This window comes from Pseudonocardia halophobica (assembly GCF_027922425.1).
Classification (GTDB): domain Bacteria; phylum Actinomycetota; class Actinomycetes; order Mycobacteriales; family Pseudonocardiaceae; genus Pseudonocardia; species Pseudonocardia halophobica.
Genome location: NZ_BSFQ01000001.1, coordinates 462,010 through 486,626, shown reverse-complemented (window position 1 = coordinate 486,626; position 24,617 = coordinate 462,010). Strand labels below are relative to the sequence as shown.

20 protein-coding genes are annotated in these 24,617 nt (G+C 69.8%); 11 read left to right on the top strand and 9 right to left on the bottom strand.

Translation table 11 applies throughout. The annotated features are described in order from the left end of the window. Nucleotides 1-209: 209 nt before the first annotated feature. Nucleotides 210-5,153, bottom strand: coding sequence for a Pls/PosA family non-ribosomal peptide synthetase (locus PKE99_RS02345; protein WP_081923836.1), 4,944 nt, complete (start codon nt 5,151-5,153; stop codon nt 210-212). Nucleotides 5,154-6,464: 1,311 nt separating this feature from the next. On the opposite strand from PKE99_RS02345, the gene PKE99_RS02340 reads away from it, so the two are divergent. Beyond that, on the top strand, nt 6,465-7,985 hold the full coding sequence (locus PKE99_RS02340) for an ArnT family glycosyltransferase (RefSeq protein ID WP_037041837.1): 1,521 nt from the start codon (nt 6,465-6,467) through the stop codon (nt 7,983-7,985). A 138-nt stretch (nt 7,986-8,123) separates the two neighbouring features. Here PKE99_RS02340 and PKE99_RS02335 read toward each other — a convergent pair whose 3' ends face one another. Further along, nucleotides 8,124-8,837: a response regulator transcription factor gene (locus tag PKE99_RS02335; RefSeq protein WP_051736913.1), complete on the bottom strand. Its 714-nt coding sequence runs from the start codon at nt 8,835-8,837 to the stop codon at nt 8,124-8,126. A gap of 420 nt (nt 8,838-9,257) precedes the next feature. Between PKE99_RS02335 and PKE99_RS02330 the strand changes: the two genes are divergently transcribed. After that, entirely contained in the window at nt 9,258-10,157 is a 900-nt protein-coding gene (locus PKE99_RS02330; RefSeq protein WP_231498072.1) for a cation diffusion facilitator family transporter, read from the top strand. Nucleotides 10,158-10,668: 511 nt separating this feature from the next. Next, a complete protein-coding gene (locus PKE99_RS02325; protein WP_197040494.1) occupies nt 10,669-11,313 on the top strand; it encodes a methyltransferase family protein in 645 nt (214 codons plus the stop codon). A 168-nt stretch (nt 11,314-11,481) separates the two neighbouring features. On the opposite strand, the gene PKE99_RS02320 is transcribed toward PKE99_RS02325, so the two are convergent. The 6 genes from PKE99_RS02320 to PKE99_RS02295 form a co-directional block, all read right to left on the bottom strand. Then, nucleotides 11,482-11,871 carry a hypothetical protein gene (locus PKE99_RS02320; protein WP_037041841.1) on the bottom strand — a complete coding sequence of 130 codons (390 nt, stop codon included), beginning with the start codon at nt 11,869-11,871 and terminating at the stop codon, nt 11,482-11,484. Nucleotides 11,872-12,255: 384 nt separating this feature from the next. Beyond that, on the bottom strand, nt 12,256-12,438 hold the full coding sequence (locus PKE99_RS02315) for a hypothetical protein (protein ID WP_051736914.1): 183 nt from the start codon (nt 12,436-12,438) through the stop codon (nt 12,256-12,258). After that, nucleotides 12,408-12,560, bottom strand: a complete 153-nt coding sequence (locus tag PKE99_RS38915) for a hypothetical protein (protein ID WP_369075866.1) — start codon at nt 12,558-12,560, stop codon at nt 12,408-12,410. Before PKE99_RS38915 ends, PKE99_RS02315 begins: the two co-directional genes overlap by 31 nt. Nucleotides 12,561-12,667: 107 nt before the next feature. Continuing rightward, nucleotides 12,668-13,282: a copper resistance CopC family protein gene (locus PKE99_RS02305; protein WP_051736915.1), complete on the bottom strand. Its 615-nt coding sequence runs from the start codon at nt 13,280-13,282 to the stop codon at nt 12,668-12,670. Further along, nucleotides 13,279-14,451 carry a cytochrome c oxidase assembly protein gene (locus PKE99_RS02300; RefSeq protein WP_051736916.1) on the bottom strand — a complete coding sequence of 391 codons (1,173 nt, stop codon included), beginning with the start codon at nt 14,449-14,451 and terminating at the stop codon, nt 13,279-13,281. The genes PKE99_RS02305 and PKE99_RS02300 overlap by 4 nt, the downstream gene beginning before the upstream one ends. A gap of 1,181 nt (nt 14,452-15,632) precedes the next feature. Then, nucleotides 15,633-16,301, bottom strand: coding sequence for a M23 family metallopeptidase (locus tag PKE99_RS02295; protein ID WP_081923884.1), 669 nt, complete (start codon nt 16,299-16,301; stop codon nt 15,633-15,635). Between the two features lie 489 nt (nt 16,302-16,790). Here PKE99_RS02295 and PKE99_RS02290 point away from each other — a divergent pair, with 489 nt between their 5' ends. The 4 genes from PKE99_RS02290 (at nt 16,791) to PKE99_RS02275 (ending at nt 19,799) form a co-directional block, all read left to right on the top strand. Further along, the gene (locus tag PKE99_RS02290; protein ID WP_156067262.1) at nt 16,791-17,222 is read left to right on the top strand and encodes a hypothetical protein; all 432 of its coding nucleotides are present in this window, start codon (nt 16,791-16,793) and stop codon (nt 17,220-17,222) included. Between the two features lie 192 nt (nt 17,223-17,414). Further along, on the top strand, nt 17,415-17,957 hold the full coding sequence (locus tag PKE99_RS02285) for a hypothetical protein (protein ID WP_156067265.1): 543 nt from the start codon (nt 17,415-17,417) through the stop codon (nt 17,955-17,957). Then, nucleotides 17,954-18,628 (top strand): carbonic anhydrase, encoded by a 675-nt coding sequence (locus PKE99_RS02280; RefSeq protein ID WP_063739682.1) that lies wholly within the window; start codon nt 17,954-17,956, stop codon nt 18,626-18,628. The genes PKE99_RS02285 and PKE99_RS02280 overlap by 4 nt, the downstream gene beginning before the upstream one ends. A gap of 253 nt (nt 18,629-18,881) precedes the next feature. Beyond that, on the top strand, nt 18,882-19,799 hold the full coding sequence (locus PKE99_RS02275) for a cation diffusion facilitator family transporter (protein WP_037041849.1): 918 nt from the start codon (nt 18,882-18,884) through the stop codon (nt 19,797-19,799). 15 nt (nt 19,800-19,814) lie between these two features. On the opposite strand, the gene PKE99_RS02270 is transcribed toward PKE99_RS02275, so the two are convergent. Continuing rightward, nucleotides 19,815-21,077: an Nramp family divalent metal transporter gene (locus tag PKE99_RS02270; RefSeq protein ID WP_051736918.1), complete on the bottom strand. Its 1,263-nt coding sequence runs from the start codon at nt 21,075-21,077 to the stop codon at nt 19,815-19,817. Between the two features lie 1,026 nt (nt 21,078-22,103). Between PKE99_RS02270 and PKE99_RS02265 the strand changes: the two genes are divergently transcribed. Genes PKE99_RS02265 through PKE99_RS02250 form a run of 4 tightly spaced genes read left to right on the top strand, consistent with a single transcriptional unit; the run spans nt 22,104 to nt 24,572 of the window. Continuing rightward, complete coding sequence (locus PKE99_RS02265; protein WP_063739670.1) at nt 22,104-22,658, top strand: L,D-transpeptidase; 555 nt, start codon at nt 22,104-22,106, stop codon at nt 22,656-22,658. Then, on the top strand, nt 22,655-23,320 hold the full coding sequence (locus tag PKE99_RS02260) for a DsbA family protein (protein WP_037041853.1): 666 nt from the start codon (nt 22,655-22,657) through the stop codon (nt 23,318-23,320). Before PKE99_RS02265 ends, PKE99_RS02260 begins: the two co-directional genes overlap by 4 nt. Further along, nucleotides 23,317-23,952, top strand: a complete 636-nt coding sequence (locus PKE99_RS02255; protein ID WP_037041855.1) for a vitamin K epoxide reductase family protein — start codon at nt 23,317-23,319, stop codon at nt 23,950-23,952. Before PKE99_RS02260 ends, PKE99_RS02255 begins: the two co-directional genes overlap by 4 nt. Then, nucleotides 23,949-24,572 carry a TlpA family protein disulfide reductase gene (locus PKE99_RS02250; protein ID WP_037041857.1) on the top strand — a complete coding sequence of 208 codons (624 nt, stop codon included), beginning with the start codon at nt 23,949-23,951 and terminating at the stop codon, nt 24,570-24,572. Before PKE99_RS02255 ends, PKE99_RS02250 begins: the two co-directional genes overlap by 4 nt. Nucleotides 24,573-24,617 lie beyond the last annotated feature (45 nt).

Genomic DNA, 24,617 nt, shown 5'->3' with positions numbered 1-24,617 from the left:
GTCGGGCGCGACGACGGGCCGCGACGCCCACTGTCCTTCCCGACCCTGTCCAGCCGGACTGTCGCCCCCGACCAACCGCAGCCTGCTGCGACGGCGATGAACCTCGCGTTCCTCGGGCAGCGGGCGACTCTTCCACACTTCAACCTCCACAAAGGTGCAAATTGGGCCGATGGGTCACTGCATCCGGCTTTCCCGACGCTTCGTGAGCGCTATTGCCGCATGGCGAGCGCACCGGAGGATCGGACGGTCTCAGGGGCAGTGACGCGCTCCTCGGCCTGAGGTGGTTCCGTAACCGGCCTGTCCCCCGCACTGGGCGGTGGTTCGGCGAGCTCGTGGGCGGGATTGCCACCCCAGCGCGCGCCCGCCGGGATCTCCTCGCCCTTCATCACGAACGAGTCGGGAGCGATCTCGGCGGCGTCGCCGATGGTGACCCCGTAGTGCACGAAGGCACCGACCCCCAGGGTCACACCCGAGCCGAGGACGATGTGGTCGGACTTGAAGGCGCCGTCCTCCTGGGAGTGGCACTGGATGATGCTGCCGAAGTTGAGCGTGCAGTCGTCGCCGATCCTGGTGAGGGTGCGCTCGAGGACGGCGGCGCCGTCGTCGTAGACCCGCCGGCCGATCTTCACACCGAGCAGGCGCATGAGCAGGTTCTTGTACGGGGTGCCCGCCAGCATGCGGTCCAGCGGCGGCACCATCAGCTTCCAGTAGCGCTCGTGGCGCCAGAAGCGGACGTCGTAGATCGAGCACGAGCGCGGGCGCAGACGGCGGAAGCCCGTCGACGTCCGTTCCCAGAACACGAACCACAGGATCGTGAACAGGACGCTGGCGGCCGCCTGGATCGCGAACGCGGCGGGGCCCCAGTCGTGGTAGTGGTCCACGGCGACGAGGCCCAGGAGCAGCAGGCCGAGGACGTGGCCCCAGCGGACGAACAGGAACAGGGCGATGGTGCGCAGGTTGTGCCCGTTCTTGCGGCGCAGCCGGGCCCGGCGCTGTGTGGCGTCGACCTCCAGCACACGGTCCCGCTGGACTGTGCGGGGGATTTCGAAGGCGGGTGAGCCGAGCAGGCCGACGCCGGTGCGGACCGGGCCGTCGATCGGGACGGCGACCTTGGTGGCGAGCAGGCAGTCGTCGCCGACGCGGCCGCCGATCGGGTAGGCGATGTTGTTGCCCAGGAAGTTGTTGCCGCCGATGCCGATCCGCGAGGTACGGAAGGAGGTGTTGGAGAAGTCGGCGTTGACCACCGACAGTCCGTCGGCGACGACGGTGCCGCGCCCCACCGACGTCAGGAACGGCGTCTCTTGTGCGATGTTGGAGCCGAAGTTCGAGCCGGTCTGCTCGACCTTCCCGAGGTGATAGCCGAGCAGATAGAGGTAGCCGACGATGAACGAGCTGTCGCCGAACAGGTAGACGAACAGCCGGACGTTGGTCAGCCGCGTGATGGTGCGGTGCAGCGAGTAGCGCCAGCCGTGGACGGGGTAGACCCGGTCCGGCGGCACGAACGGGGCGAGGACCCGCGGCACGGTGAACACGACGAGCAGCCCGACGAGCAGGCCGCCGAAGACGATGACGGCGGACTCGGCGAGGGCGTTGAGGTAGAACTGCGGGCTGGTGTGCCCAGCTGCGCCGGGCTGAAGTAGCTCGGCCAGTCGGGGCACCTGGGTGAGCAGCAGGAACAGCCCGCCGAAGCCGAGTGGCAGGTAGATCGCGAACAGCTTCAGCAGCTGGCTGGTGACGTAGGCCGGCTTACGCAGGCGCCGTACCCGTAGCGGAGGCACCGCGCGGAAGTCGGTGGCGATGGGGACCGCGGGTGAGCCGTGCCAGGCCTGACCGGGCGGCACGGCCTGTCCGCGGTGCAGGGCGGAGGCGTGGCCGAGTTGGGCGCCGTCGCCCATCGCGGTGTCGATGTCGAGCACGCTCTTCTCGCCGACGACGACGTCGCGGCCCAGCGTGACCCGCCCGGTCTGGATCCGGCCGAAGTGGGCTCGATAGCCGAGCAGCACGGCGTCCTTGCGGATCACCGTGCCCGCGCCGATGGTGAGCAGGTCGGTCGCGACGGGCAGGTGCCGGGTCAGGATGACGACGTTCCTGCCGATCCTGGCCCCGAGTGCGCGCAGGTAGAGCGTGTAGAGCGGCGACCCGACCATGACCAGGACCAGCGGGTTGGCCCGGGTAAGGACCCTAACCAGCCAGAACCGGAAGTACCGCAGGCTCCAGACCGCGATCTCCTTCTCCTTCCACCGGCCGATCAGCAGCCACTTCGCCGCCACCGGCAGCAGGCACATGACCAGGAACGCAGCGCCGCCGGCGATGACCGAGCGGACGTAGATCTCGAGCGGCCCGACACTCGCGAGGATCCAGATGTAGGCACGGTCCAGCACGTAACCCAGGCCCCCGGCATAGAGCAGGAAGGTCAGCAGCTGCAGGAACCCGGTCAGCAGGTATCCGACGGTGCTGTGCCGTATCGGGGTCATCTGCGTCGCTGTTGCACTCGCGCCGTCGGTGGCGGCTGGCGCTTGAGCCGGCGCGGCTGCGGCGGCCATGCTGGCGAGGGTTGGGTTGGCGTAGACGTCGCGGATGGAGATCGACGGCAGGTCGTCGCGCTTGCGCAGGCGGGCGCAGAAGCGGGTCATCACCATCGAGTCTGCGCCCAGGTCGTCGAACACGTTGCGGTCGGTCGGGACGTGGTCGACCTCGAGGACCTCGGCGAGCACCTGGGCGAGCGCCTCGGCGACGGATCCGTGAGGTGTCGGCTGGGTGAGTGCCGGTAAGGAGTACGCGAAGGCCGCGGCGAGTTCGGCGATCGTCGGGTGGGCGTAGACGTCCTTGATCGAGACCGAGGGCAGGTCGTCGCGCTGACGCAGGCGGGCGCAGAAGCGGGTCATCACCATCGAGTCCGCGCCCAGGTCGTCGAACACGTTGCCGTCGACAGGCACGTGCTCGATCGTCAGCACCTCGGCGAGCACGCTCGCCAGGGCCGCGGCCAGCCCTGCAACCGACCCCGAGCCTACGGTGGCCGACGGGGACGCCGCAGGCACCACACCGGGAGTCGCGGGCACGAGCGGGATCGCTGTTGTCGGCGCGGGCGAGCGCGGATAGGGCGTCGGCCGCACAGATGCGCTCGCGCTCGATGAAGAGGACCATCGGCCTGGCGAGCGAGGGTAGGGCGTTGGCCGCCGACCCGGCGCGCTTGGGGTGGTCGGTTTCTGCGCTGACGGTCGAGGCCAGGGCAACGGTCGCGACGACGGGCCCGGCGGGGCCGGTGCGGGTGTCGGAGGTGGCGAGGCCAGATCGAACGACGTGCTCCCGGGCTGTGCCTCCGAGGCCGGCGGAGCTGCGGGAGATCGATTGACGTCGTCGACCGTCAGACCTCGCGGCTCAGCGGTCTGGGCATGCACGGCTGATGGAGCTTCGAGACCGGCGTCGGCGGGAGCAGGGCGCAGCTCGTCCAACCGCTCCTGCAGCTGCGCGTTCTCAGTGCGTAAGTGGCACAGCCCAGCATCCGCGATGGCCCGCGACGACAACGCAGGGCGATCAATCTGGCCGTCGACGGTCAGCGGGAGAGTCTCGAGCTGTTGCAAGCGGGCCGGCAGATGGAGGGCGTCGAGCCGGTCGGTCAGCCACGCCCGTAAGAACTGCTCGTCAGGCGGAGGCCGGTCCACGCAGCAGGTGTAATAGCCGACGAGTTCGGCGAGCCCTGTCGAGCGGGGGACATCGACAACGGCCGACGCCACCCCGGGCGCAGCCAGCATCGCTGATTCCACTGCAGTGAGATCGATGCGTTGTCCCTCGACGACCACCTGCAGGTCGGCGCGCCCGCGGTACTCGATCTCCCCGGCGTCGGTCACGCGGCCGAGGTCGCCGGTGCGGTAGATCTTCCCCGAGGGATTTCCCGGGATGCCGAGAAAGTCCTCGACGAACGCCTCCCCCGACGGATCCGGATACCCACACGCCAGACCCAAGCCGGCGAGGCCGATCTCCCCCGTCTGACCGTGGGGCAGCGCCAACGGGAGATCCGGGTCGAGCACGACAGCTGCGTAGGTCGGCAACGGCGCACCCACCATCACCGGCTCGTCCGGCTGCGTCTCGGCCCAGGCTGCGGCGACGGCCGCACCCCTTGGCACGTAGGCCGAGTAGAAGCGCCGACCCGGTCGGCGCCAGCGCGCGACGAGGCTCGGCGGGCACGGATCGCCCGACACCACCAGTACCTGCAATGCAGGCAGGTCCGCCTCAAGGGTCGACAGCAACGCCGGTGTGGTGCACACGGCACTGACGCGACGGTCCACAAGCTGCGCGTGCAGCGCCGGGCCAAGCAGGTGTGGGCCCTCGGGTGCGGGGACGAGGGTGGCGCCCGACGCCCACGCCATCCAGGTCTCCTCGATACCTCCTCCCGAGGACAAGGCCTTGCCCTGGTAGAGACGGTGCCCGCGGATGCCAAAGGTTTCGGAGGAGATGCGCACAGCGTTGCAGATGCTGCGATGGTCGATCGCCACGCCCTCCGACCGCCCCGAGGCATCGTTGAGGTGCACGATGTAGGCGGTCCGATCGATGAGTGCTCCTCGTTCGGCGGGTTGCAGCCGTTGTGAGCTCATCTCCCCGATCAGCCGCGCAGCCGCGTCCACGGCGATGACTTCCGCCGCAGTCCCCAGCAGGGCGTCGGTTGCGGCGACCCGGCCGGGCAGTTGCGCCCGGCTCAGGATGAGCCCGGCCGAGGTATCGGCGACGACAAAGGCGATGCGATCGACCGGAGCGGTCGGATCGAGCGGAACACACGACGCTCCGATCTTCAACACCGCCAGGGTCGCCACGTAAGCCTCGACGCGATCGTCGAACAGCAGCCCGATCCGGTCCCCCGCGGCGCTGCCGTGCAGGCGCAGGTACCGGGCGAGCTGGTTGGCCCGGCCATCGAGTTCGTCGTAGGTCAGCGCGGTACTCCCGCCGTCGATGGCGAGTTGAGCAGCCCGCCCGTAGTCTCGGATCCAGTCGCAGCGCTCCTCGAACACGAAGTCAAGCCGCTCGTGGCGGCGGACCCGCCAGCCCTGCGCCTCGTGCCGATCAACCACGACGAGGCCCGCGAGCGGGACGCCGGGTCGGTGCCCGAGGGACGACACCACCTTCTCGAACTCGGGATCAAAGGAAGGGGTCGATGGCATCCTTCACCTCGCCTGCGTCCGGACACGAGGCACGCCGACGAGCGGTGCACCAAGCGCGCCAGGTCGGGCGGCAACGCCGAGGTCGCACGAGCGTGCGCTCGCGGACCTCTTCCGTGCGGGCACGATGACCATCGGCTCTCCGTCCAGCAGCCTTGCTGCACCCTCCAACGGACCACGGGTCGCGGCCCGGCTCCCCCGCCAAGGGTTGTCCGGGAGACCTCACCGGGCAATGGGGCAGATACCCGACATCGAAAACAGACTGCAACTTTTGCCATGGGTTAACACAAACCGGCGAGTCGGCCACCAGCAGGAGGCGACTCCCGAACCGGGACGCCGCAGCGTCTGCGCCGCACGGGAAGCCCAAGAGTCGATCGGCTACCGACGACCACCCGTCGCGGTACGTGGCGACCACGTCTCGCATCTTCGTCCTCGGCCCTCCGGGCGATCACACAGCGTAGCCGGGGTGGTCTCAGCGTCCCTTCAACTCACCCGTTTACGCTTCGCAGTCGTGACTCAAGCGCGGGCGCAGCGGCGTTCGGGATTGCTCCCGCCGGGAGCAACGTCCGCCGCCCTGGCGACGTGCCGCCTTGCCGGACGACATCTGTCGATGTGCGGGCTCGCGCTCGCGGCCGCGGCGCTCGCCCTCGGTGGTCTGCTGATGGTGTGCTGTTACCTTGACACCCGCAGCCCGAACCGGGCAGAGGGCGCTCAGGCAACCGGCGCTGCCGGCAGCTGCGCACCTTCCGCGCAGATGATCGCAGGCAGGCATGGCCCCCGCCTAGCCGCCCGCCCGGTCGGAGCATCGACAGAGCTCCAGCGGGCCGAACCAGCCGAAGGCTGCGACCCTCACCACCTGGACGTGGCGGCGAATGCCGTCGTGCCTGACCGCGGCCCCTCACTCAACGCTCTCGGATTGGCTTCGTCGCTGAGCGCCGACATTGCGGCCTCGGCTGGCCCGACTTCGGACGCGGCCATCCATGATGTCCCGCCATCCACACCATCGCCGTATCAACTCTGCGTGATGCGGACGTAGGCCTCCTCCGCTCTCTCCCGACCTCGCTACCCCTCCTCGGCGCCCTCAGCGCCCCCGGCATACGCCGGGTTGCCGCTGTGGTTGCCGCTGTGGTTGCCCCTTCCGGAGACGTTCGTCGTCTCCGCCTTCTGGCTTGGCAAGGTGACTGAGCTGTGTCCTCCCCGCACCGTGTCCCATCACGCACGTCGAACCTCGACCTGCCCACTGAACGACTCGACTCGAGACTCGAGCAGTCGCCTAACGTCCGCCCTCTCCTGGTACCCCTGAGCTGGTGGGTCGTGGCCATCGGCGCGGTCGTCGTCGCGCTCTCGGTGATGCGGGCCCTCGCTCCGATGACGGCTTATCCAGGCGACATCTGGCGCCAGTCCGACACCGCGACGATCGCCCGCAACTTCGCCGCGAACGGGATGAACATCTTCTTCCCGCAGATCAACTGGGGCGGCGCCGGGCCCGGCTACGTGGAGACCGAGTTCCCACTCATGCCGTGGCTGACCGCCGTGACCTACCTCGTCGTCGGCGAGCACGTCGCGCTCGGCCGGCTGATCTCGTTAGCGTTCATGCTGGTCGCGGCGGCCGCGTTCTGGGGCTTGGTGCGGCGGCTGCTACCCGCGACCGCGGCCCGGTGGGCGCTGGCGGCGTTCTTCCTGTCTCCGGCGTTCATGCGCTGGGGTACCGCGTTCATGCCCGAGGCCACGGTGCTGGCGTTCTACCTGCTCGCGCTGCTCGGGTTCTGTCGCTGGCTGCAGGAGGACCGACCGGCCCTTCTCGGGTGGGCCGCGGCGGCCACCTCGGCGGCGGCCTTGGTCAAACCGACCTCGCTGCACGTCGGGCTGGTCGTCGGGCTGTGGGTGGTGTTCGCGGCCCGGGAGCGGCTGCGTCGCCCGTCGTTGTACGTCGCTGGAGTCGCGGCGCTCGTGGCCCCGGCGCTGTGGCTGCGCCATGCCGCGGGGCTCTACGCCACCTACGGCAACACCTTTGGTGTGATCTCCGGCGGCGACAGCAAGTGGGGCAGCCTGTCGCTGTGGCTGAGCCCGGGCTTCTACCTGGGCAACCTCCGCACCGAGACGATCTTCATCTACGGCCTAGTCGGCCTCCCGTTCGCGGTGCTCGGCGCGGTGTGGCTCTGGCGCCGCCGCTCGGGCGCCCCGTCATCGAGCTTCTTGGCGCTGTCGCTGCTGGGAGCCGGTGCGGTCGCGTTGGCCGTGTACTACTTCGCGGCAGGCCGCTACACCAGCACCGACCTGGGGATTCAGTACCACGTCTACTCGCTCCCCTACGCCGCGATCGCGACCGGCAGCGGAATCGCGGCTGCCCTGAGCCAGGCCCGCATCGCAGTGACCCGCACGCGCGTCATCGCCGTCGGCGTGGCGGTGGCCGTCCTCCTGGGCGCGCAGGCCGTCAACGTGTTGGCCCAGTCGCTGCGCGACCGGGCCGGGGTGTTCGGCGCCTGCGCAATCGCCCTCGACGCTGTCTCCACACCGACCGACCTGGCCCTGGTCAGCACGACCAGCAGCACCGTCGAGGACGGGGTCACGAACAACTACCAGGAGCCGGTCGTGTTCTTCCTGGCCGACCGCACGGGCTGGAGCCTGCCCGCGGACCGGCACACCCCCGAGGAGGTCGCACGCCTGCGCGACGCCGGCGCCCGCTTCCTGGTCGTGGGCGAGCCGCAGCTCGTCCCGCTGGGCGGACCGCTGGCAGCCTGGCTGGCCGACAACGCCCGCCTGGAGCGAAGCATCGCGCGGGATGGCTGCGCGGTCTGGGACCTCGCCGCGCCCCCGTCGTCCGCGCAGGAATAGACCAACATCGGATCTCCGGCGAGCAGCGTGGGAGCGCCCGCAAGCGAAGGCTCTTCCGTGAGCAGGGGCCTGGACGGGCCGGGCGATGCGCCTATGACCTCGGCAAACCCCCTGACACGCTGGAGGAGGTGTGCACAGTTAAGGCTTCGGGGGTTCGAGTCGATAGCCGTGCCCGCGCAGCGTCCGGATGCGTGGTAGCCGCGTCACGTTCGGCGGTGTCGACAGCAGCTTCCGCAGCGACGCAACGTGAACATCAAGCGTCTTGCTGGACCCGCCCCACGGGTCGTTCCACACATCGGCCATCAGCGTCTGTCGGCTCAGCGCTTTCCCGGGCTCACGTGTGAACCGCTCCAACAGGTCGAATTCCTTGGGCCGCGTGTGGAGCTCGTGCCCCCTCACAAGGACGCGTCGCAGCTGCAGATCCAGCTCGAGATCACCGAGTCGCAGTGACTCGTCACTCGGCCCAGCCCGTCTCAAGTGAGCACGTACGCGCGCAAGCAGCTCCTCGCGGTGCACGGGCTTGATCAGGTAGTCGTCCGCGCCGGCGTCGAGACCGACGACGACGTCCATCTCGGCGCCGCGGGCGGTCAGGATCACGACGACGGCCTTAGTTGACCGAGCGCGCAGTATCCGACAGACCCTGATCCCGTCCATGTCCGGGAGGCCGAGGTCGAGCAGGACCAGGTCGGTCTGCACGTCGGTCTCGAGCGCTTCGCCGCCAGTACGGACCCAGGAGACTTGATGGCCCTGCTGGGACAGGCTCTCGACGAGGCTCTCCCCCAGGCCTGGATCGTCCTCGACGAGCAGGATGCGGGGATGTCCTGCGTCGTCCTCATCGGTCCGATCAACCATAGCGACGACCTCAACTCATGCTGAGCGCTGAGGCACCGCGGGCCTGGGGCAACCCAGGGGCCCGATGCTCGGGGAGGCGACAGAAGGAGCAATAAAGTACTTTCCAGACACTTCCACAGCATCACGGACCTGCGCCGCATCTGACCAGCGAGGTCGGTTAGATAACGGCAAAATCTGGGGACGGGTAGGTGGCAGCCTTGTCGACATCGGTGACAGGTACTCGGCCAGGGCTGAGGCGTTCTCCCGTGGCCTGGCAGGTCTGACCGTCGGGTCAACGTTTGCACCATGCGGTTGTGCGGCGACTCACCGCGCTGGCACGTATGCGCATGTGACTATAGATTGCTACCTATGAGCACAGGCACTGACGGCCACGGCCACGGGCACGGGCACGGGGTGTCCGCGGAGGCGGATCGGCGGTGGTTGAGCATCGCCCTGGGGCTGATCGTGGTGTTCATGGTGGGCGAGTTCGTCGTCGGCCTGATCGCCGGGTCCTTGGCGTTGATCTCGGACTCGGCGCACATGCTCACCGACGCGGCCTCGCTCGTCCTCGCCCTGGTCGCCATTCGGCTCGCTCAGCGACCGGCACGCGGCCGCTACACATACGGTTTACGCCGCGCCGAGATCCTCTCCGCCCAGGCCAACGGGATCACCCTGTTGCTGCTGTCGGTCTGGTTCATCTACGAAGGCATCGACCGGTTGATCTCCCCGCCCGCGGTCGCGGGCGCCCTGGTACTGGTGACCGCCTTGGTGGGGATCGTGGTGAACATCGCTGCGAGCTGGTGTATCAGCCGAGCGAACCGGACCAGCCTCAACGTCGAGGGCGCCTTCCAGCACATCCTCAACGACCTGTTCGCATTCATCGCCACCGCCGTGGCCGGCCTGGTCGTGATCCTGACTGGCTTCGAACGCGCCGACGCCATCGCCGCGCTGGTCGTGGCGGCCCTCATGGCCAAGGCGGGCTGGGGCCTGGTACGTGAGGCCGGCCGCATCTTCCTCGAGGCCGCTCCACGAGGCATGGATCCCGACGCCCTGGGCGCAGAACTGGCCGCCGTCCCCGGCGTGTCAGAGGTCCACGACCTACACGTCTGGGAGATCACCTCTGGTCAGCCCGCACTGTCGGCACACGTCTTAGTCGACACGACAGCGGACTGCCATGAGGTCCAGAGTGCCGTCGAACAGGTCCTGCGCAAGCGGCACCACCTTGAGCACACCACGCTGCAGGTTGATCACCACGCCGATCACAGCCGCGACGCCGAACACTGCGCAGACGCGCACGGCCCGGTTCACACCGCCTCGAACCAACCCCGACCGTCGACTTGATCGGCTGTCGCGACCTACTACCCCGCGCCTTGGCGGGAAGCGATAGCGAGACAAAGCGCCCGGCGGCGTACGCCGTACTCAGGCCGGAGGAGATCCGGACGCGGGACTCGGTCGGCTGCAGCATCCACCTCGAGCTCGCCGGCGTCGAGGCGTGATTCAACGACCTGAGACCGCGGCCAGGAGCAGGTCGTGGACGCTTGCCAGGAGCAGGTGGGCCGATAGTCGTCCTGATCGACGCGCCGGACGGCACGTCCACACCCCCTCATCGAGAGGTGGGGCGCCCGCCGCGGCTGCTCGAACGACGGATGCCGCTGACGGTCAGTGTGCCCGGCTGGGTGGAAGCGGCGGCACAGCCGGTGGCGATCCTGCCTGAGCGAATCTGGCCCTGCGCGTGACCGCACGGGGGTAGTGCGCCCTCAGCTTCCCACTTGAGCCAGGACCAGAGTTCCACATCTATTGCATAGATGCGCATGCGACTATATGTTTGTCCGGCACGTCCGGACAGACTGGGGTGATCGAGGTGGCGATGGCAGGGCTGTCGTTGGCGCTGTACGGGGTTGGCGTGGTCGTGGCGTTCGGGCTGCGGACAGTGGTCCATCGCCGGGCCACGGGCGACAGCGGTCTCCGCCGACCGCAGGCGCGCCCCGGAGAAGCCGCGTGGTGGAGTCAGCTGCTCTTCGGCGTGGCCCTGGTAGGCGGTCTGGCCTCCCCGTTGACAGTACTGATCGGCCTGGTGGCGCCGACCGTGGAACACCCGCTCCTGAACGGGGCCGGGATTGCGGTGGCGATGGCCGGCTTCGCCCTGGTGGTGGTGTCGCAGACGCACATGGGCGCCTCATGGCGGATCGGGGTGGAGGCGAGCGAGCGCACCGAGCTGGTGACCTCGGGGGTGTTCGCACAGGCCCGCAATCCAATCTTCACCGGGATGGTTGCGGCGCTGTGGGGTCTGTGGGCGATCGCGCCGGCCTGGCCGGGGCTGGTCGCGGCAGTCGCGATGATGATCGCGGTACAGCTCCAGGTCCGACAGGTCGAGGAGCCATATCTCCTCGCCACGCACGGCGCGGCCTACCGCGCGTATGCGGCCAGGGTGGGTCGCTTCGTGCCGGGGCTCGGTCGGCTCCAGCCTCCTCCGGCGCGCTCGCAAGCTCAGTCGTAGCCGCGCCGGAGGTGAGCTCGCGGCGGGGTGTGTGCGGTGATTGTTGCCGCTACAGCAGGATGCACCGGTTAACGGCAGCCGGGGTTCAGTCGTGCGCCGGGAGCAGGCGTGGGACGAGCCGCACGTAGACGACCATGCCGATGATTTCGACCAGGGTCTGCGTGACGATCACGATCGAGGCGACCGAGAAGGCGTCCGGCAGTGCGAGCGCAGCTGGGCACGACAAGGGAGTTGCGGGTCGGGTCGCGCCGGTGAACACGATTGCGCGTCCGTCGGGCGGTCCGAGGCGGAAAGCCGTGCGACTCCGGTGCCGAGCAGCGCGCGGAGGGATCGCAGCAGATCGCGGGCCGGGACCTGGAGGAAGGTCACGTAGAGCAGGAGGCCGAGGACGGGGTTGATCGCGACTTCCAGGCCGGGGCCAGCGCCGCGGGCGGCGAGCCCGACGAGGAGGCCGGCCGCGATGGCGCCGAGGTAGATCGGTACCTGGTGGCGTTCCGTCCACGCCACCACACTGGGGTCCGGAACGCTGTCGGCGGTGAAACCCCCGGTGTCGCTCAACAGCTCCTGCTTCCTTGTCGCACACGAGTGGCGCTCATCGACGTTTCCTCAGGCAGCGCCGCCCGTCGAGTCCGCTCCCCCTCGCCACCGCGAGGACGTGCCGCTGGCGTCGAGCACGAGCAGGCGCCTCCCCCGCAGCTCAGGGCCGGGCCGCAGCGGACACCGCGCCTGCGGAGGTGCATCAGCCAGAGACCAGCAGCGAGGGCGAACAGCATCCCGGCGGCGACGACCGGCCGGTCGTCGCCGCAGCCACCCCTCCCATGGTGAGCAGCCCGAAAGGCACCAGCAACGGCACCGCGCAACAACCCGCGCAAGCCAGGGCGGCAATGCCGGCGAGGACCTTGCTCCGCCTCGGCGGCCCCGGGTCCGTCCCGCCATCCACGCTCACCGCGAGCCCCCGACGAAGCCCGCGGTCGTGCCCGTGGCGGTGCGCGTCAACTCGGAAAGTTCGACGAAGGGTAGCGGGCAGTCCTGGCAAGTGCAGTGGGTAAGGCTGTCGCAGCGGGCATCGATGACCTGCTGCAGCCCGTCCCGGATCAGCAGGAGGTCGTTGATGCGGTCCTGCACCTCGGCCAGCTTCTCCCGGGCTCGGGCCTGCAGGTCCCCGGTGTGGGATGACGACGACGGCCGGTGTCGAGGAGCTCGGCGACCTCGTCGAGGGTGAACCCGAGCCGCTGCGCCGACTTCACCACCCGCAGCAGCGCGACGGCGGTGTCGTCGTAGTCGCGGAACCCGCTGAGCCACTCTCGTGGTGAACTGTGGTCACGAGCCGCCGCGGGCAGCGGAGAGACGAGACTCAGCGGCCCAGCCTGCGAATGACGACGGTGGCGACGATCGCGACAACAGCCAGGGCGGCGATGAGCCAAGGCCAGATCGGCATGGCGGCCGCACCGCTCGCCTCCGGTTCGGCCGACGAGGGCGGCACATCTGATGCTGGTGCAGAGGTGGGTGCCGCGGGGGTGGCCGCGGTCGAGGTGGGCGAGTTGTCGGTGGTGACGCGGTAGGTGACGCCGCCCGAGATGGGGTGACCGTCGTTGGAGGTCACCCGGTAGCCGACGGTGTAGCTGCCGGCCGGTACGGCCGTCTGCGCCGGAACAGTGACGACGCGCCCGTCGACCTGTGGCGGGCCGGCGTCCCAACGGCCGCCGTCCTGCCCCGTGACGGTGGTCGCGACGAAGGCCGGGTCGAGTTCGGCGCTGAACTCGAGCTGGATGCTTGCCGGGGGTTGCGCGAGAGTGGCGCCGTCTGCGGGGTTGGCGCCCACGAGCTCCTCATGGGCCAAGGCGGGTGTGGCCCCGACGATCATGGCCATCAGGCTGAGCAGGCACGCTGTGGCTATCGCCGCAAGCGTACGAAGTGTGGGATTCGGCATCAGGCGGCGGCGACCCGCTTCCTTCCGCGACGCGTTCATGAGTGGTGCTCCTCGGGTGAGATCGACGGCGTACTTGAAGTCAGGGACTGGTCGAGGAGCTCGGAGGACGCGGGAGCTGCGGGTGAGCTCTGCGGTCGCGCGGCTTCGCCCGCCGCAGGCCCGGACGCTCCGGAGTCGGCGACCGTCGTGTCGGCGGTTGGCGGGCCGGGGGTGGTGTCCTCGACGAAGTTCGGCATGCTGCGCGGGGCTCGCGGGTCGTCGGTCAGCCACCACGGCGTCGTTGTGGCGGCAGCGCCGTAGCGGCGATCGAGGTGCCGGTCGACGCGGCGCTGCTCGCGCTTCTCGCTGCGGTTCCACTGCACGAACATCCCGGCGAGCAGGAACAACACGACGACGTCTCCGAAGATCCACAGCAGCCCGCCGCCGACCTTCTGATCGGCCAGCGCGTCGGTTCCCCATGCAGCGGCGACCCGGGTGAAGTAGTCCGATGCGATCAAACTGTCCCGCAGCATGATCGGAATACCGAGAACGATGTGGGCCGGCCCGAGCCCGATGACCAGGAGCAGCCGCATCACCCACGGCATCGGGTTCGGCAACGGATCAACGCCCAGAAGGGGCCAGTACAACAAGGCGCCGACGAGCACGAAGTGCAGGTGGACGAGCTCGTGCACCCAGTCGTTGGTGATGCTGAGCTGGAAGAGCGGGCTGTAGATCAGCACGAACGGGCTGATCACGAAGAAGAGGTACGCCACCAGCGGGTGGCTCACGACCCGGACGTAACGGCTGTGCACGACCCCGAGGAGGATCTTGCGCGGGCGGCCGGACATCGCGCGCAGGGCCAGGGTGACGGGAGCGGCGAGACCGAGCGGGGCCGGCGCGATCATCTGCAGCATCATGTGCTGCACCGCGCTCATGCTGAACAACGCGTTGTCGTAGACGCCCACGACCGAACCGGTGGACAGCGCGATGGTGCCCAGCCCGACGAACCAGAGCACGGTGCGCCCCCGACGCCACTCGATACCCTTGCGCTTCAGAGCCCGGACGCCGGCGACGTAGGCCACTCCCGCCGCCAGGAGCGGGACGAGTACCCAAGGATCGACGGTCCAGCTACCGAACACCCGTGCCACTGTCAACGGCGGCGGGATGCTGTCGGGGCGGGGGAAGAAGACGCTCAGCGGCGTCGGAGAGATCTGCGGAAGCACGATCATCGGGAAGGGCTCCCTGGCTCCTCATCGAGCCGAGCGCCCTCTGGCGCCCCCTCCGTTCCCGCCTCTGTGGGTGCCGTCGCGGTGTCCGTCCCGGCGGCCGAACCGTCACCGGGGTCGGAGACCGCCGTGGGTTCCGCGGCGGCTGGTCCGGCGGAAGGTCTGCTGTCCTCGTTGTCCTGGCTCCGCTCCTCGGACTCGGCGGCTTGGGTCGGTTCCGGCGCTGCACGGCGAAAACGACGCTCCGGCGCGGTGGACTGGGCCCACGCGATCAGCAGACAAAGCACGATGACCGCGGCGATCACGCTGAGGATCGGCCAGGGCGACACGTCCACGGTTGGGTCTAACGCCGGGGCCGAGGCCGGCGTGGCGGGCACCGCCGGCGGCGCAGGTGGTGCCGGTGGTGCCGGTGGTGCCGGTGGTGCCGGTGGAGTCAGCAGGGCGGGACCCGAGAACGGGGTGGGTGTCATGAGCGGGGTCGGGCGCATGAGGCTCGTTTCGATGCGGCGCGCCAACCCGGGCGAGCGATGACGGCTGCCCGGGTCGGGAGGCGAAGTGCAGGGCTCCGCCAGGCAGGACAGGAGATCAGCGGTGAGGGATCGCTCGGTCGCGGAGCGGTGCTCACGGCGACCTGCGGTGCCGATTCCGGATCAGTTCCGGTTCACGCCGCCGGCGAGCAGGACTTCTCGTCCAGGGGTTGCTGGGGAGCGGTTGTTCGCAGCGCAACCGGCGGAAGCGGCTTGGGTGCGGTCCGTGGGGAGGTTGCCGGACACACCGGGCCCTGCGGCGAACGGCGGGTGGTCAGCTGGGCTGCGGTGCACCGCGGCGGCGGCCTCCGCCCCGGTGAAGGACTCGCAATGCACGTCGTGCACGACGTGGTGACCGCCGGGAGCAACGGGAGGAGCTGCACTCCCGGTTGCGGTGCCGAACGAGCCGGAGACGGCGAGCACGGCGGCGCACACAACACTCAGGCCGACGAGAAGGAGCGAGGTGGCGAGCGCGAGCACACGCCGATCTCGCGGTCGCGAAGCGGACGCTTGCGACATGGGGCCACACCTCCTCGCTGCCGACGCGCCGAGCGGAGATCGGCGAACTGGTTCACCGAGCAAAGGGCGTCTCAGAGCACGGTAATCCGGACCGCCTCCTTGTCGACGCCCGGGGCACTCGTCCGGCGGTCACCTGGATCACCGGACCGCGACCCCGCGGCGGGAGAGCCAGGCCTGCGGGTCAACCTTCGCCCCCGAGGGAGACCAGATCTCCAGGTGGAGGTGTGGCCCTGTCGACTGGCCCCGGTTGCCCATTAGCGCGATGCGGTCACCGGCGCGCACCTGCTGACCGGCGCGGACCAGGCTGCGGTCGATGTGGCCGTAGACGCTGATCGTGCCGTCCGAGTGCCGGACTCGCACCCACAGCCCGAACCCGGACGCAGGGCCGGCCTCGACGACCGTGCCGTCGGCGACGGCGAAGATGGGGGTGCCGATTTGGTTGGCGATGTCCAGACCGTAGTGGGTCGCGCCCCACCGCGGGCCGGCGCCCGAGGTCAGCCGACCGACGGTCGGTGACACGTAGACCCGACCGTCGCGGCCGACGGAGGGGGCGGTGGCCCCGGCTGCCGTGGCCCGCGCCCGTGCGGCGGCAAGGCTCGCGATCTCGTCGGCGAGGCGCGCGGCCTTGTCGAGTGATCGCACGTCGTCCGGGTCGTGGGACTCGGCGCGCATGGCCACCGCAGGATTCTCGACGCGCGGGACCGCCGAGGTCTGGGGAGTCGGCTCGTGCCGCTCGGATGCGACCGTCATCGCGACCGGCGACCAGGGGTTCGGGTCCGGAATGGCCGCGGTGGGCACGACCGGCATGATCGAGGGCACGGCCACTGCGACCGCGCCGGTCGTGACTGAGGCTAGGTGACGCCCGACGCCGCTGCTGCGCCGATGGCGTCCCACGAACCTCAGCCGCCTTGCCGCCGTCGACGACCGGGAGGGTCGTCGATTCGGCGAGTCGACGATCGATGCACGAGACGTCCTTTCGGGGGAGGGCCACGAGCGGCCGGCGGCGACCGCCCCGGGGAGCACGGCGGCCGTCGAGATCCGACATACCGCACGAAACATGGGCCCGGCTCCTCCGCGGTCGGGATCGGACGACCACCGGTCGTTCACGCTCTGTCAACGGCAGCTCCCGGCGGACGGGGACGCCTGCGATCGCCCGCTCAAGCGAGTGGCTTCGGATCAGGCGGGCAGAGACCAGTGAGCCGCGGGCGTCACAGCCTGGGTAGCCTGGCTCGCATACCGCGCCGGGCCTACCCGGGCCGACCGGGCTTCGCGGCTCGACGAGCGGGGGTGGACAGGATGAGACAGGCGGTCGTTCGACGCCTGATCCTCTTGTTCCTGCTGGTCACTGGTCTCACCGCCCACGTTCTCGCCGAGGATCCGGCCCGCGGGATTGAGGCTTCCGCGACCACGGAGGCGGTGTCTGGCGCCGCGACCGCAACCCCGGCCGCACCACTCGTGGAGCTTGGGGCGATCGAGATCGGCACGGCGGCCGGCGACGGTCAACTGCCGGAGTGTCCGCGTCCGCATGCTCCGCTGCACGAGGCCGCAGCGCCCGACGCTTCACGGTCGGTGAGCGACGACCGCCTCCTCGGTGTTCTGCCCGACGCGCTGATCGATGGGCAGGCCTACGCCCAAGCTCTGCCCGCCGCGACGAGGACGACCAGCCACTGCGCTATCGACACCGGCGGCGCCCAGCGCTGCACTCTTCTTTGTGTGAGTCGGACCTGATCGCTTGCGGCGCCTTCGCCGCGGCGACCGCTCGCATCTGCCACCTGCGCCAGGACCGGCTCTTGCTGAGTCTCAGCTCACAGCCGGGTCATCGTCGGCCTGACACACGTGCATGCCGGCACTCAGGGGTCTCGCCGGCGCGGGCGCAGTGCTGCACGTCGACCCACGATCCGACCTTCGCATGGAGCGCACATGAGCACCCGCACACTCACCGGCCGTTCGACCACCCCTGCCCACGGCGGCCCAGCAATCGGACGAATCGCGTCCGCTCTGCGCCGTGGCGACCTCGACAGCAGGTACTGGACCAGCGGTATCGCGCTAGTCGCGGTGTCGACCGTCGCGGTACACGCCGGCCTGGTCGCGACGATCCCTCCGCCGGCCTGGCTCGCCGCGGTCGGCGCGGCGGTGCTGCCCGGCCTCGTCGCGGCCGCCACGGTCTTCCTCCCCGGCGAAAGGAACCGGCTCCTGCAGAGGGTCGTATCGACACGTGCGGCGACCGGGCTCGGTGTCTACGTGACCCTGGGCGGGGTGGCTCTGCTGCGCGAGGACATCGGGTTCTCCACGTGGGCTGGCCTGTGGGGCGTCGCCGCCACCGCCGCGGACCTGGTGCTAGGTCGCTGCACGGTGCTCGCCCTGACCCTCCCGGCCCGGGTCCGCCTGGCCGCCCCCTCCGCCGGTGACGTCGCTCTCGACGACTCCCCTTCGGCGACCCGACCGGTGGGGTGGTCCCGATGAGCACACGTTTCGACGATCTCCGCAGTGCGGTCCGGCGGCGGTCGCGTCTGCTGGCGATGCCCGTCGATGCCGCGGCGCGGTCCGTGCGCCCCGTCGCCCTGTTCATCACCTGCTCGGACTCGCGCATCGTCCCCGGCGCGATCACCGCGACCACCCCTGGCGAACTCTGCGAGTTGCGGTCGATCGGCTGCCGCATCCCCACCTTCGACGCCACCTGCCCTTCAGCGGAGGCCGCCACCGTCGAGTACGCCATCCGCCACCTCGGCGTACGACACGTGATCGTGTGCGGACACTCCGACTGCGACGCCCTCGCCGGGAAAGTCCTGCCCGAGCTTCCCGCGACGGCGGACTGGCTCGCCGGCCAGGTGGCCGACGGCGTCCCGGAAGATGCCCTGGCCGCGACGATCGACCGTGCACCGCTGCCACTGCAGAGCGACTACGGCCCAGACGGCGTCCGCTTCGTCGGACCGCGCACCACCGTCCGCGGCGCCGGACGTCACCGCGCGGGCTACGGGCACGTTCTCCACCAACTCGGTGCGCTGCGCACCCACCCGGCGATCGCCGACGGCCTCGCCACTGGCCGGGTCGAGCTCCACGGCTGGTACTACGACCTCACCGAGGGCTCCGTGACCACCTACGACGCCGGCGTCGGCGCATTCGTTCCGCTGTGACCGCCGTCCGCGCGCCGGCAGGCGGTCGCCGCGTCGCCGTCACTGGAGGCACTCGGCCGAGGTGTCGCCGGTGAGTGCGGCGCTCGGCCTCGCCTTCTTTGCCAACTGCGGCGTGGTGCTGGCCTACTGCCTTCGTATCGGGTGGCTCAGCCAGAGTTCATCACCGCGTCCACCTCCCGAGCACATCACCGCCACTCGCCCCAGACCCCGCCAACTACTTGCATGTATGCGAATGTGTTTATATGTTGTCCGCATGGGAGCGGGACATGGTCACGGAGTGCAGCCGCAGAGCAACTCGGGACGTTACGTGCGCCGGCTCGGGGTCGGACTCGGCGTTCTCGTCGTCGCGTTGACCGTCGAAGTGGCAGCCGGTCTCGCGAGCGGATCACTCGCCCTGCTGTCGGATGCCGGCCACGTGCTGACCGACGTGCTCGGGATGTCGATGGCGCTGGCCGCGATCCTGGCTGCCCGGCGAGAGGCCACCTCGCGGCGGTCACCGCAGCGGACGTTCGGGGTGTACCGGGCGGAAGTGCTCGCGGCGCTGGCCAATGCAGTGCTGCTGTTCGGGGTGGCCGGCTGGATCCTTGTCGAGGCGTTCGACCGGCTCGAGGAACCCCCGGAGGTCCCGGGCACGGTCATGCTGGCGGCCTCGCTGTTCGGCCTGGGCGCCAATCTGGTCGTGTTCCTGCTACTGCGACAGGGCGCCAAGGAGAGCTTGAACGTGCGTGCCGCCTATCTCGAGGTGCTGGCGGACACGTTGGGCTCCGTCGGGGTCCTGGTCGCCGGTGCTGTGACGGTGGCGTTCGGGTGGCGGTATGCCGACCCCGTGGTCGCGGTCGCCATCGGGCTGTTCGTGCTGCCGAGGACCTGGAAGCTCGGCCGCGACGCGTTGCGCATCCTGCTACAGGTCGCGCCGGCTCATATCGATGTCTCCGCCCTGCAGGGTGATCTCGCAGCCGTGCCGGGGGCGCGGGACATCCACGACGTGCACGTGTGGACGCTGACCAGCGGGATGGAGGTCGGCTCAGTCCACCTGCGGGCCGCACCGGGCGAGCGGGAGGCCGTTCTCGCCAGCAGCCGCGACGTGCTGCACCGCGGCTACGGCCTCGACCACGTCACCGTGCAGATCGAGGACGACCGCTCTGCCGCCAGTTGCGAGCGGCAGTGGTGAACAGTGCGTCGATCATCAGCCGGGAACCAGAAGTTCGCCGAGCAGAAACACGTTGAGCCCGATGATCAGCGTGGCGGTCAGAACCGCCGCCGCCGTGGTGACGCGGTGGTTGACCAGGGGTCCCATAATGTCCCGTCGACGGGTGAACATCACGAGCGGCACCAGCGCGAACGGAATGCCGAAGGAGAGCACGACCTGGGACCACACCAGCGCCTGGGTCGGCTCGACCCCGACGGCGAGGACCACGAGGGCCGGCGCCAAGGTCAGCGCCCGTCGGAGGAGCAGGGGGATGCGTCGGTGGATGAAGCCCTGCATCACCACCTGACCTGCGTAGGTGCCGACGCCGGACGACGCGAATCCCGATGCCAGCAGCGCGATCGCGAACCCCAGGGCGGCCCACGGGCCGACTGCTGTACCGAGGCCCTCAAACACCCCGTCGAGCGTGTCGGTGCCCGACAGGGCGGAGCCGGCGAAAACAGCCGCGGCCACGAGCAACATCGACGCGTTGACCACCCCAGCCGTGCCCATTCCGAGCAGGACGTCGACCCGGGTGGCCCGGATGATGAACGCCTGCTCCCGCGGGCCCGCCGCCCTCAGCCGTCGCTGGGTCAACGCCGAGTGCAGGTAGATCACGTGCGGCATCACCGTCGCCCCAAGAATGCCCGTGGCGAGCAGGACGCTGTCGGTTCCTTCGAAGCCTGGCACGAGACCCTCCGCCGCACCCCCGGCCGACACATCCACCTGCCACAACGTGGCGAACAGCCCAGTGAGCACCACCAGGAACAGCCCGATCACGGCGCGTTCGAAGGGCCGGTGGCCGCGGGTCTGCAGCGCGAGCAACCCGAAAGCCACGATGCCCGTGATCACGCCACCGGTGAACAGCGGGACGCCGAAGAGCAGTTGCAGCGCAATCGCCCCGCCCAGCACCTCCGCCAGGTCCGTCGCCACGGCGACGATCTCGGCCTGGACCCACATTCCCCAACTCACAGGGCGGGGGAACTGCGCCCGGCAGTGCTCCGCGAGATTGCGCCCACTGGCCAGACCCAGCTTCGCCGACAGCGACTGGATGAGCATGGCCAGCAGGTTCGCGGCGAAGATCACCCACAGCAGCAGGTAGCCGTACTGCGATCCGGCGGCGAAGTTCGTCGCGAAGTTGCCCGGATCGATGTACGCAATGGCGGCGACAAAGGCCGGACCCGCGACCAGTACACCGGCGCGCAGTCTCCCGGTCCGGGGCAGGGACAAGGATCCCGTCGCTGCGCCGTCGGCCGCTGGCATTCCCGATGCACCAGAGCTTGTCCGGCCGTCGTCGGTGCTCGATCCGGACGCGCGCCGGGAACTGGGCCCCCTCGACGCGTCCAGCGACTCCGTCGGCAGGTCGCCGCCCCCGGCATCATCCATAGCCCGCGACTGTAGACGCGGCTAATAGTTCTCGATAGCCGATGCTTCGAGATGTGACGCTCAGCGTTGCCGGTCAACGTCGGACCACGAGCAGTCAGCGCATCAAGCCCGTCTCCTACGCGGCGTTCGATCGTTACGTCGAGAGGTGCTGCCTTCTGCCGAGTCTGTGCCGATCGGGCAGTTCGGGGCGTTTCGGCCGCGATGAGTAGCCTGCAGGAGCAGCTGCTGGGGGTGCGCGGCACGCCCCGCGGCGCGTCGGAGAGGTGGAGGTAGGTGAGGACGGTGGTCGGCCGCTGGCGGCATACTGTCCTCACCCTGGCCCTGATGCTCATCGCGCTCGTCGCGCACTGTGCTTCGGAGAATCACAGGTCGGACGAGGTCCTGGCGCCAGTCCTGGCAGTGTCGTCCACGGCGGCAGCCACGGGAGTGCCCACCGAGTACGCCGAGTCGTCGGACGCCTCTGCGACATTGGGCGAGACCTCGAGGCTGGCGATCGGCCAGCCGGGCGTCGCGGACGAGCGGCGTCCGGAGGACCGGTCGTCCTGCCCGGATGGCGGCACGCCGCTGCACGAGGACTCTGCGACGCCTCCGCCACGCGTGATCGGCGGCATGGACGCGGTGATGCCCGCGACCGCCAACCCGTTCTGGTCTGATCCGCGGTCCCCCCGCTCCTGCGCCTCCTCCGCCGTTCCCATGGCGCCAGGGGCCGCCAGCGGGACCGCCTTGTGCACGGAGCTCTGCGTCAGTCGGCGCTGATCCGACCCACCGGTCCCGGCCGTCTCTCCCCTCGTAGCCGGGAGAAGTTCGCCAACGACCGGCGTCGTGTGCCGAGCTGCCCGGAACCGCCGCGGCAGCTGACGACCCCTCGGATCCTCGTTGATCCTGGCCCAGGAAGAAGTGTCCATGGCCCAGCACCGCTGGCAGCGCGAGCTCCCCCGTCCGTCCGGCCGTAGCGCCTTCCGCTCGGTCCGCCCACTCCGGGCCACCGTGGCCGTCGTCGCCGCCTCCGCGGCCGCGCTCGCCCTCGCGGCGGGCGCCGCCCTTGCGAACGTGCCAACCCGACCGACGCCCTATGTCGCCCCGACGGGCCCGACGCCGGCCAACATCGCCGCCGGCACCCCGTGCACGACCACCGCGCGCGCCTGCGTCGACCTCGCCACGCACAACGCCTGGTTGATCCGTGACGGGGCGGTGACCCGCACCGTGAAGTTCGTCGACGGCGACGAGAAGACCCCGACCCCGACCGGCACCTTCAAGGTCGAGTGGAAGGCCGAGCAATACACGAGCCGGGAATACAACACCCCGATGCCCTACTCGGTGTTCTTCGCACCGGGAGGGATCGCCTTCCACCAGGGCGGCCAGACCACCCCCTCGGGCGGCTGCGTGAAGCTGTCCCTGGAGGACGCCAAGGCGTTCTTCGCCGACCTGCAGGTCGGGGACGAGGTGCAGGTCAAGTGACGCGCAACGCGAAGATCTCCGGCGGCATCCTCGTCGTCGTCCTGCTGGCGATACTGACCTGGGTCCTCGCGCCCGAGGGCTTCTTGGGCAAAGGTTCCTCGCAGCCCGCGGAACAACCCGCGACGACCGCCGCCACAGCCGCTCGCCCGGACAGCCACCGACTCTCCGACGTGCCCGACGGCACGGTCACCTTCGTCGAGTTCCTCGACTTCGAGTGCGAGGCCTGCCGCTCGGTCTACCCGGTGATCGAGCAGCTGCGAGACCAGTACGGCGACCGGGTCAGCTTCGTGGTGCGCTACTTCCCGATCCCGAGCCACTTCAACGCCGAGCGGGCCGCGCGAGCGGTCGAGGCCGCCGCGCAGCAGGGCCGATTCGAGCAGATGTACCAGCGCATGTACGACACCCAGGCCGAGTGGGGCGAACAGCAGATCCCCATGGACGACCGCTTCCGCGGCTACGCCGCCGACCTCGGACTCGATCTCACCGAGTACGACCGGGTCTACGCCGACCCACAGACACTCGAGCGGATCCGCGCCGACGTCGCCGACGGCAAGGCCCTGGGCGTCCAGGCCACGCCGACCTTCTTCCTCAACGGTCAGCGGCTCCAGCCGAAGACCGTCAGCGACCTCACCGCGGCCCTGGACGCCGCCCTGAACCCATGATCACCGTCGTAGCCCGTGGCCCGTCCACCAGCAGCGAGCAGACGTCGTCCGCTCCACTGCCGCGGGTGTTGCCGTGGCTACTGTTCGTCGGCGGTCTCATCGGGCTCACGGCGTCGTTCGTGCTGACCGTCGAACGCTTCGCGCTCGCCCAGGACCCCGACTACACGCCGACCTGCAGCATCAACCCCGTGCTGAGCTGCGGTTCGGTGATGAGCACACCGCAGGCCGCGGTGTTCGGGTTCCCCAACCCGCTCCTCGGGATCGTCGGGTTCGCCGTCGTCACCGCGACAGGCGCGGCGCTACTCGCCGGCGGGCGACTGCGGGGCTGGTACTGGCTCGGCCTGCAGGGCGGGGCCACGTCCGGGGCAGTGTTCGTCCACTGGCTGATCGGGCAGAGCCTCTACCGCATCGGGGCCCTGTGCCCGTACTGCATGGTCGTGTGGGCCGTGACCGTGCCGATCTTCTGGTACGTCACCCTGCGCAACCTGCACCGCCTCAAGCCGGCCGACCGTCGGCTCGCCGCTGTGACCCGATACCACTCCGTCCCCCTCGCCTGCTGGTTCACGGCGCTCGTCGCCCTCATCGCGGCGCGGTTTTGGCCGTACTGGTCGACCATCGGGATCGCCGGATGAGGAGAAAGGTCGTTCTCCTTCTGGCCGCCTGCGCCCTGCTCGCAGGCTGCTCGTTCCGCTCCCCCGATGGGAGCGCACCCAGCCAGGTCCGGGAGTTCACGTTCGTCGCGCCGGGCGGCGAGACCCGGTTGACCTACGACCCACCGCAGACGCGCGGCCGGGTGACGGGACTCTCGGGCGAGGACCTGATGAACCCGGACCGACGAATCGGCGTGGACGACTTCTCCGGGCAGATCGTCGTGCTCAACATCTGGGGTTCCTGGTGCGGGCCGTGCCGCGAGGAGATCCCGGACCTGCAGCAGACGTACGCGCAGACACGAGAGCGTGGCGCGGTCGTGCTGGGCATCGACGTCCGCGACGACCGCCAGGCCGCGCAGGACTTCCTGCGCGCCCGGGCGGTGGCGTACCCGTCGATCTTCGACCCGGCGGGACGCTCGCTCGTGGCCCTCGGAGGCTTCCCGCCCAACGTCGTGCCCTCGACGATCGTGCTCGACCGTCGCCATCGGGTCGCAGCGGTCTTCCTCGGCGCGGTACGCATCAGCGAGCTCCGCCCCGTCGTCGACCGGCTCCTCGCGGAGCCCGCGACCGAATCCCCTCCCGGCCCACCGGACAGGCCTTGACCAACCGTATTCTACGGTTGGTAGAACAAGCCGACCGGTGCACGT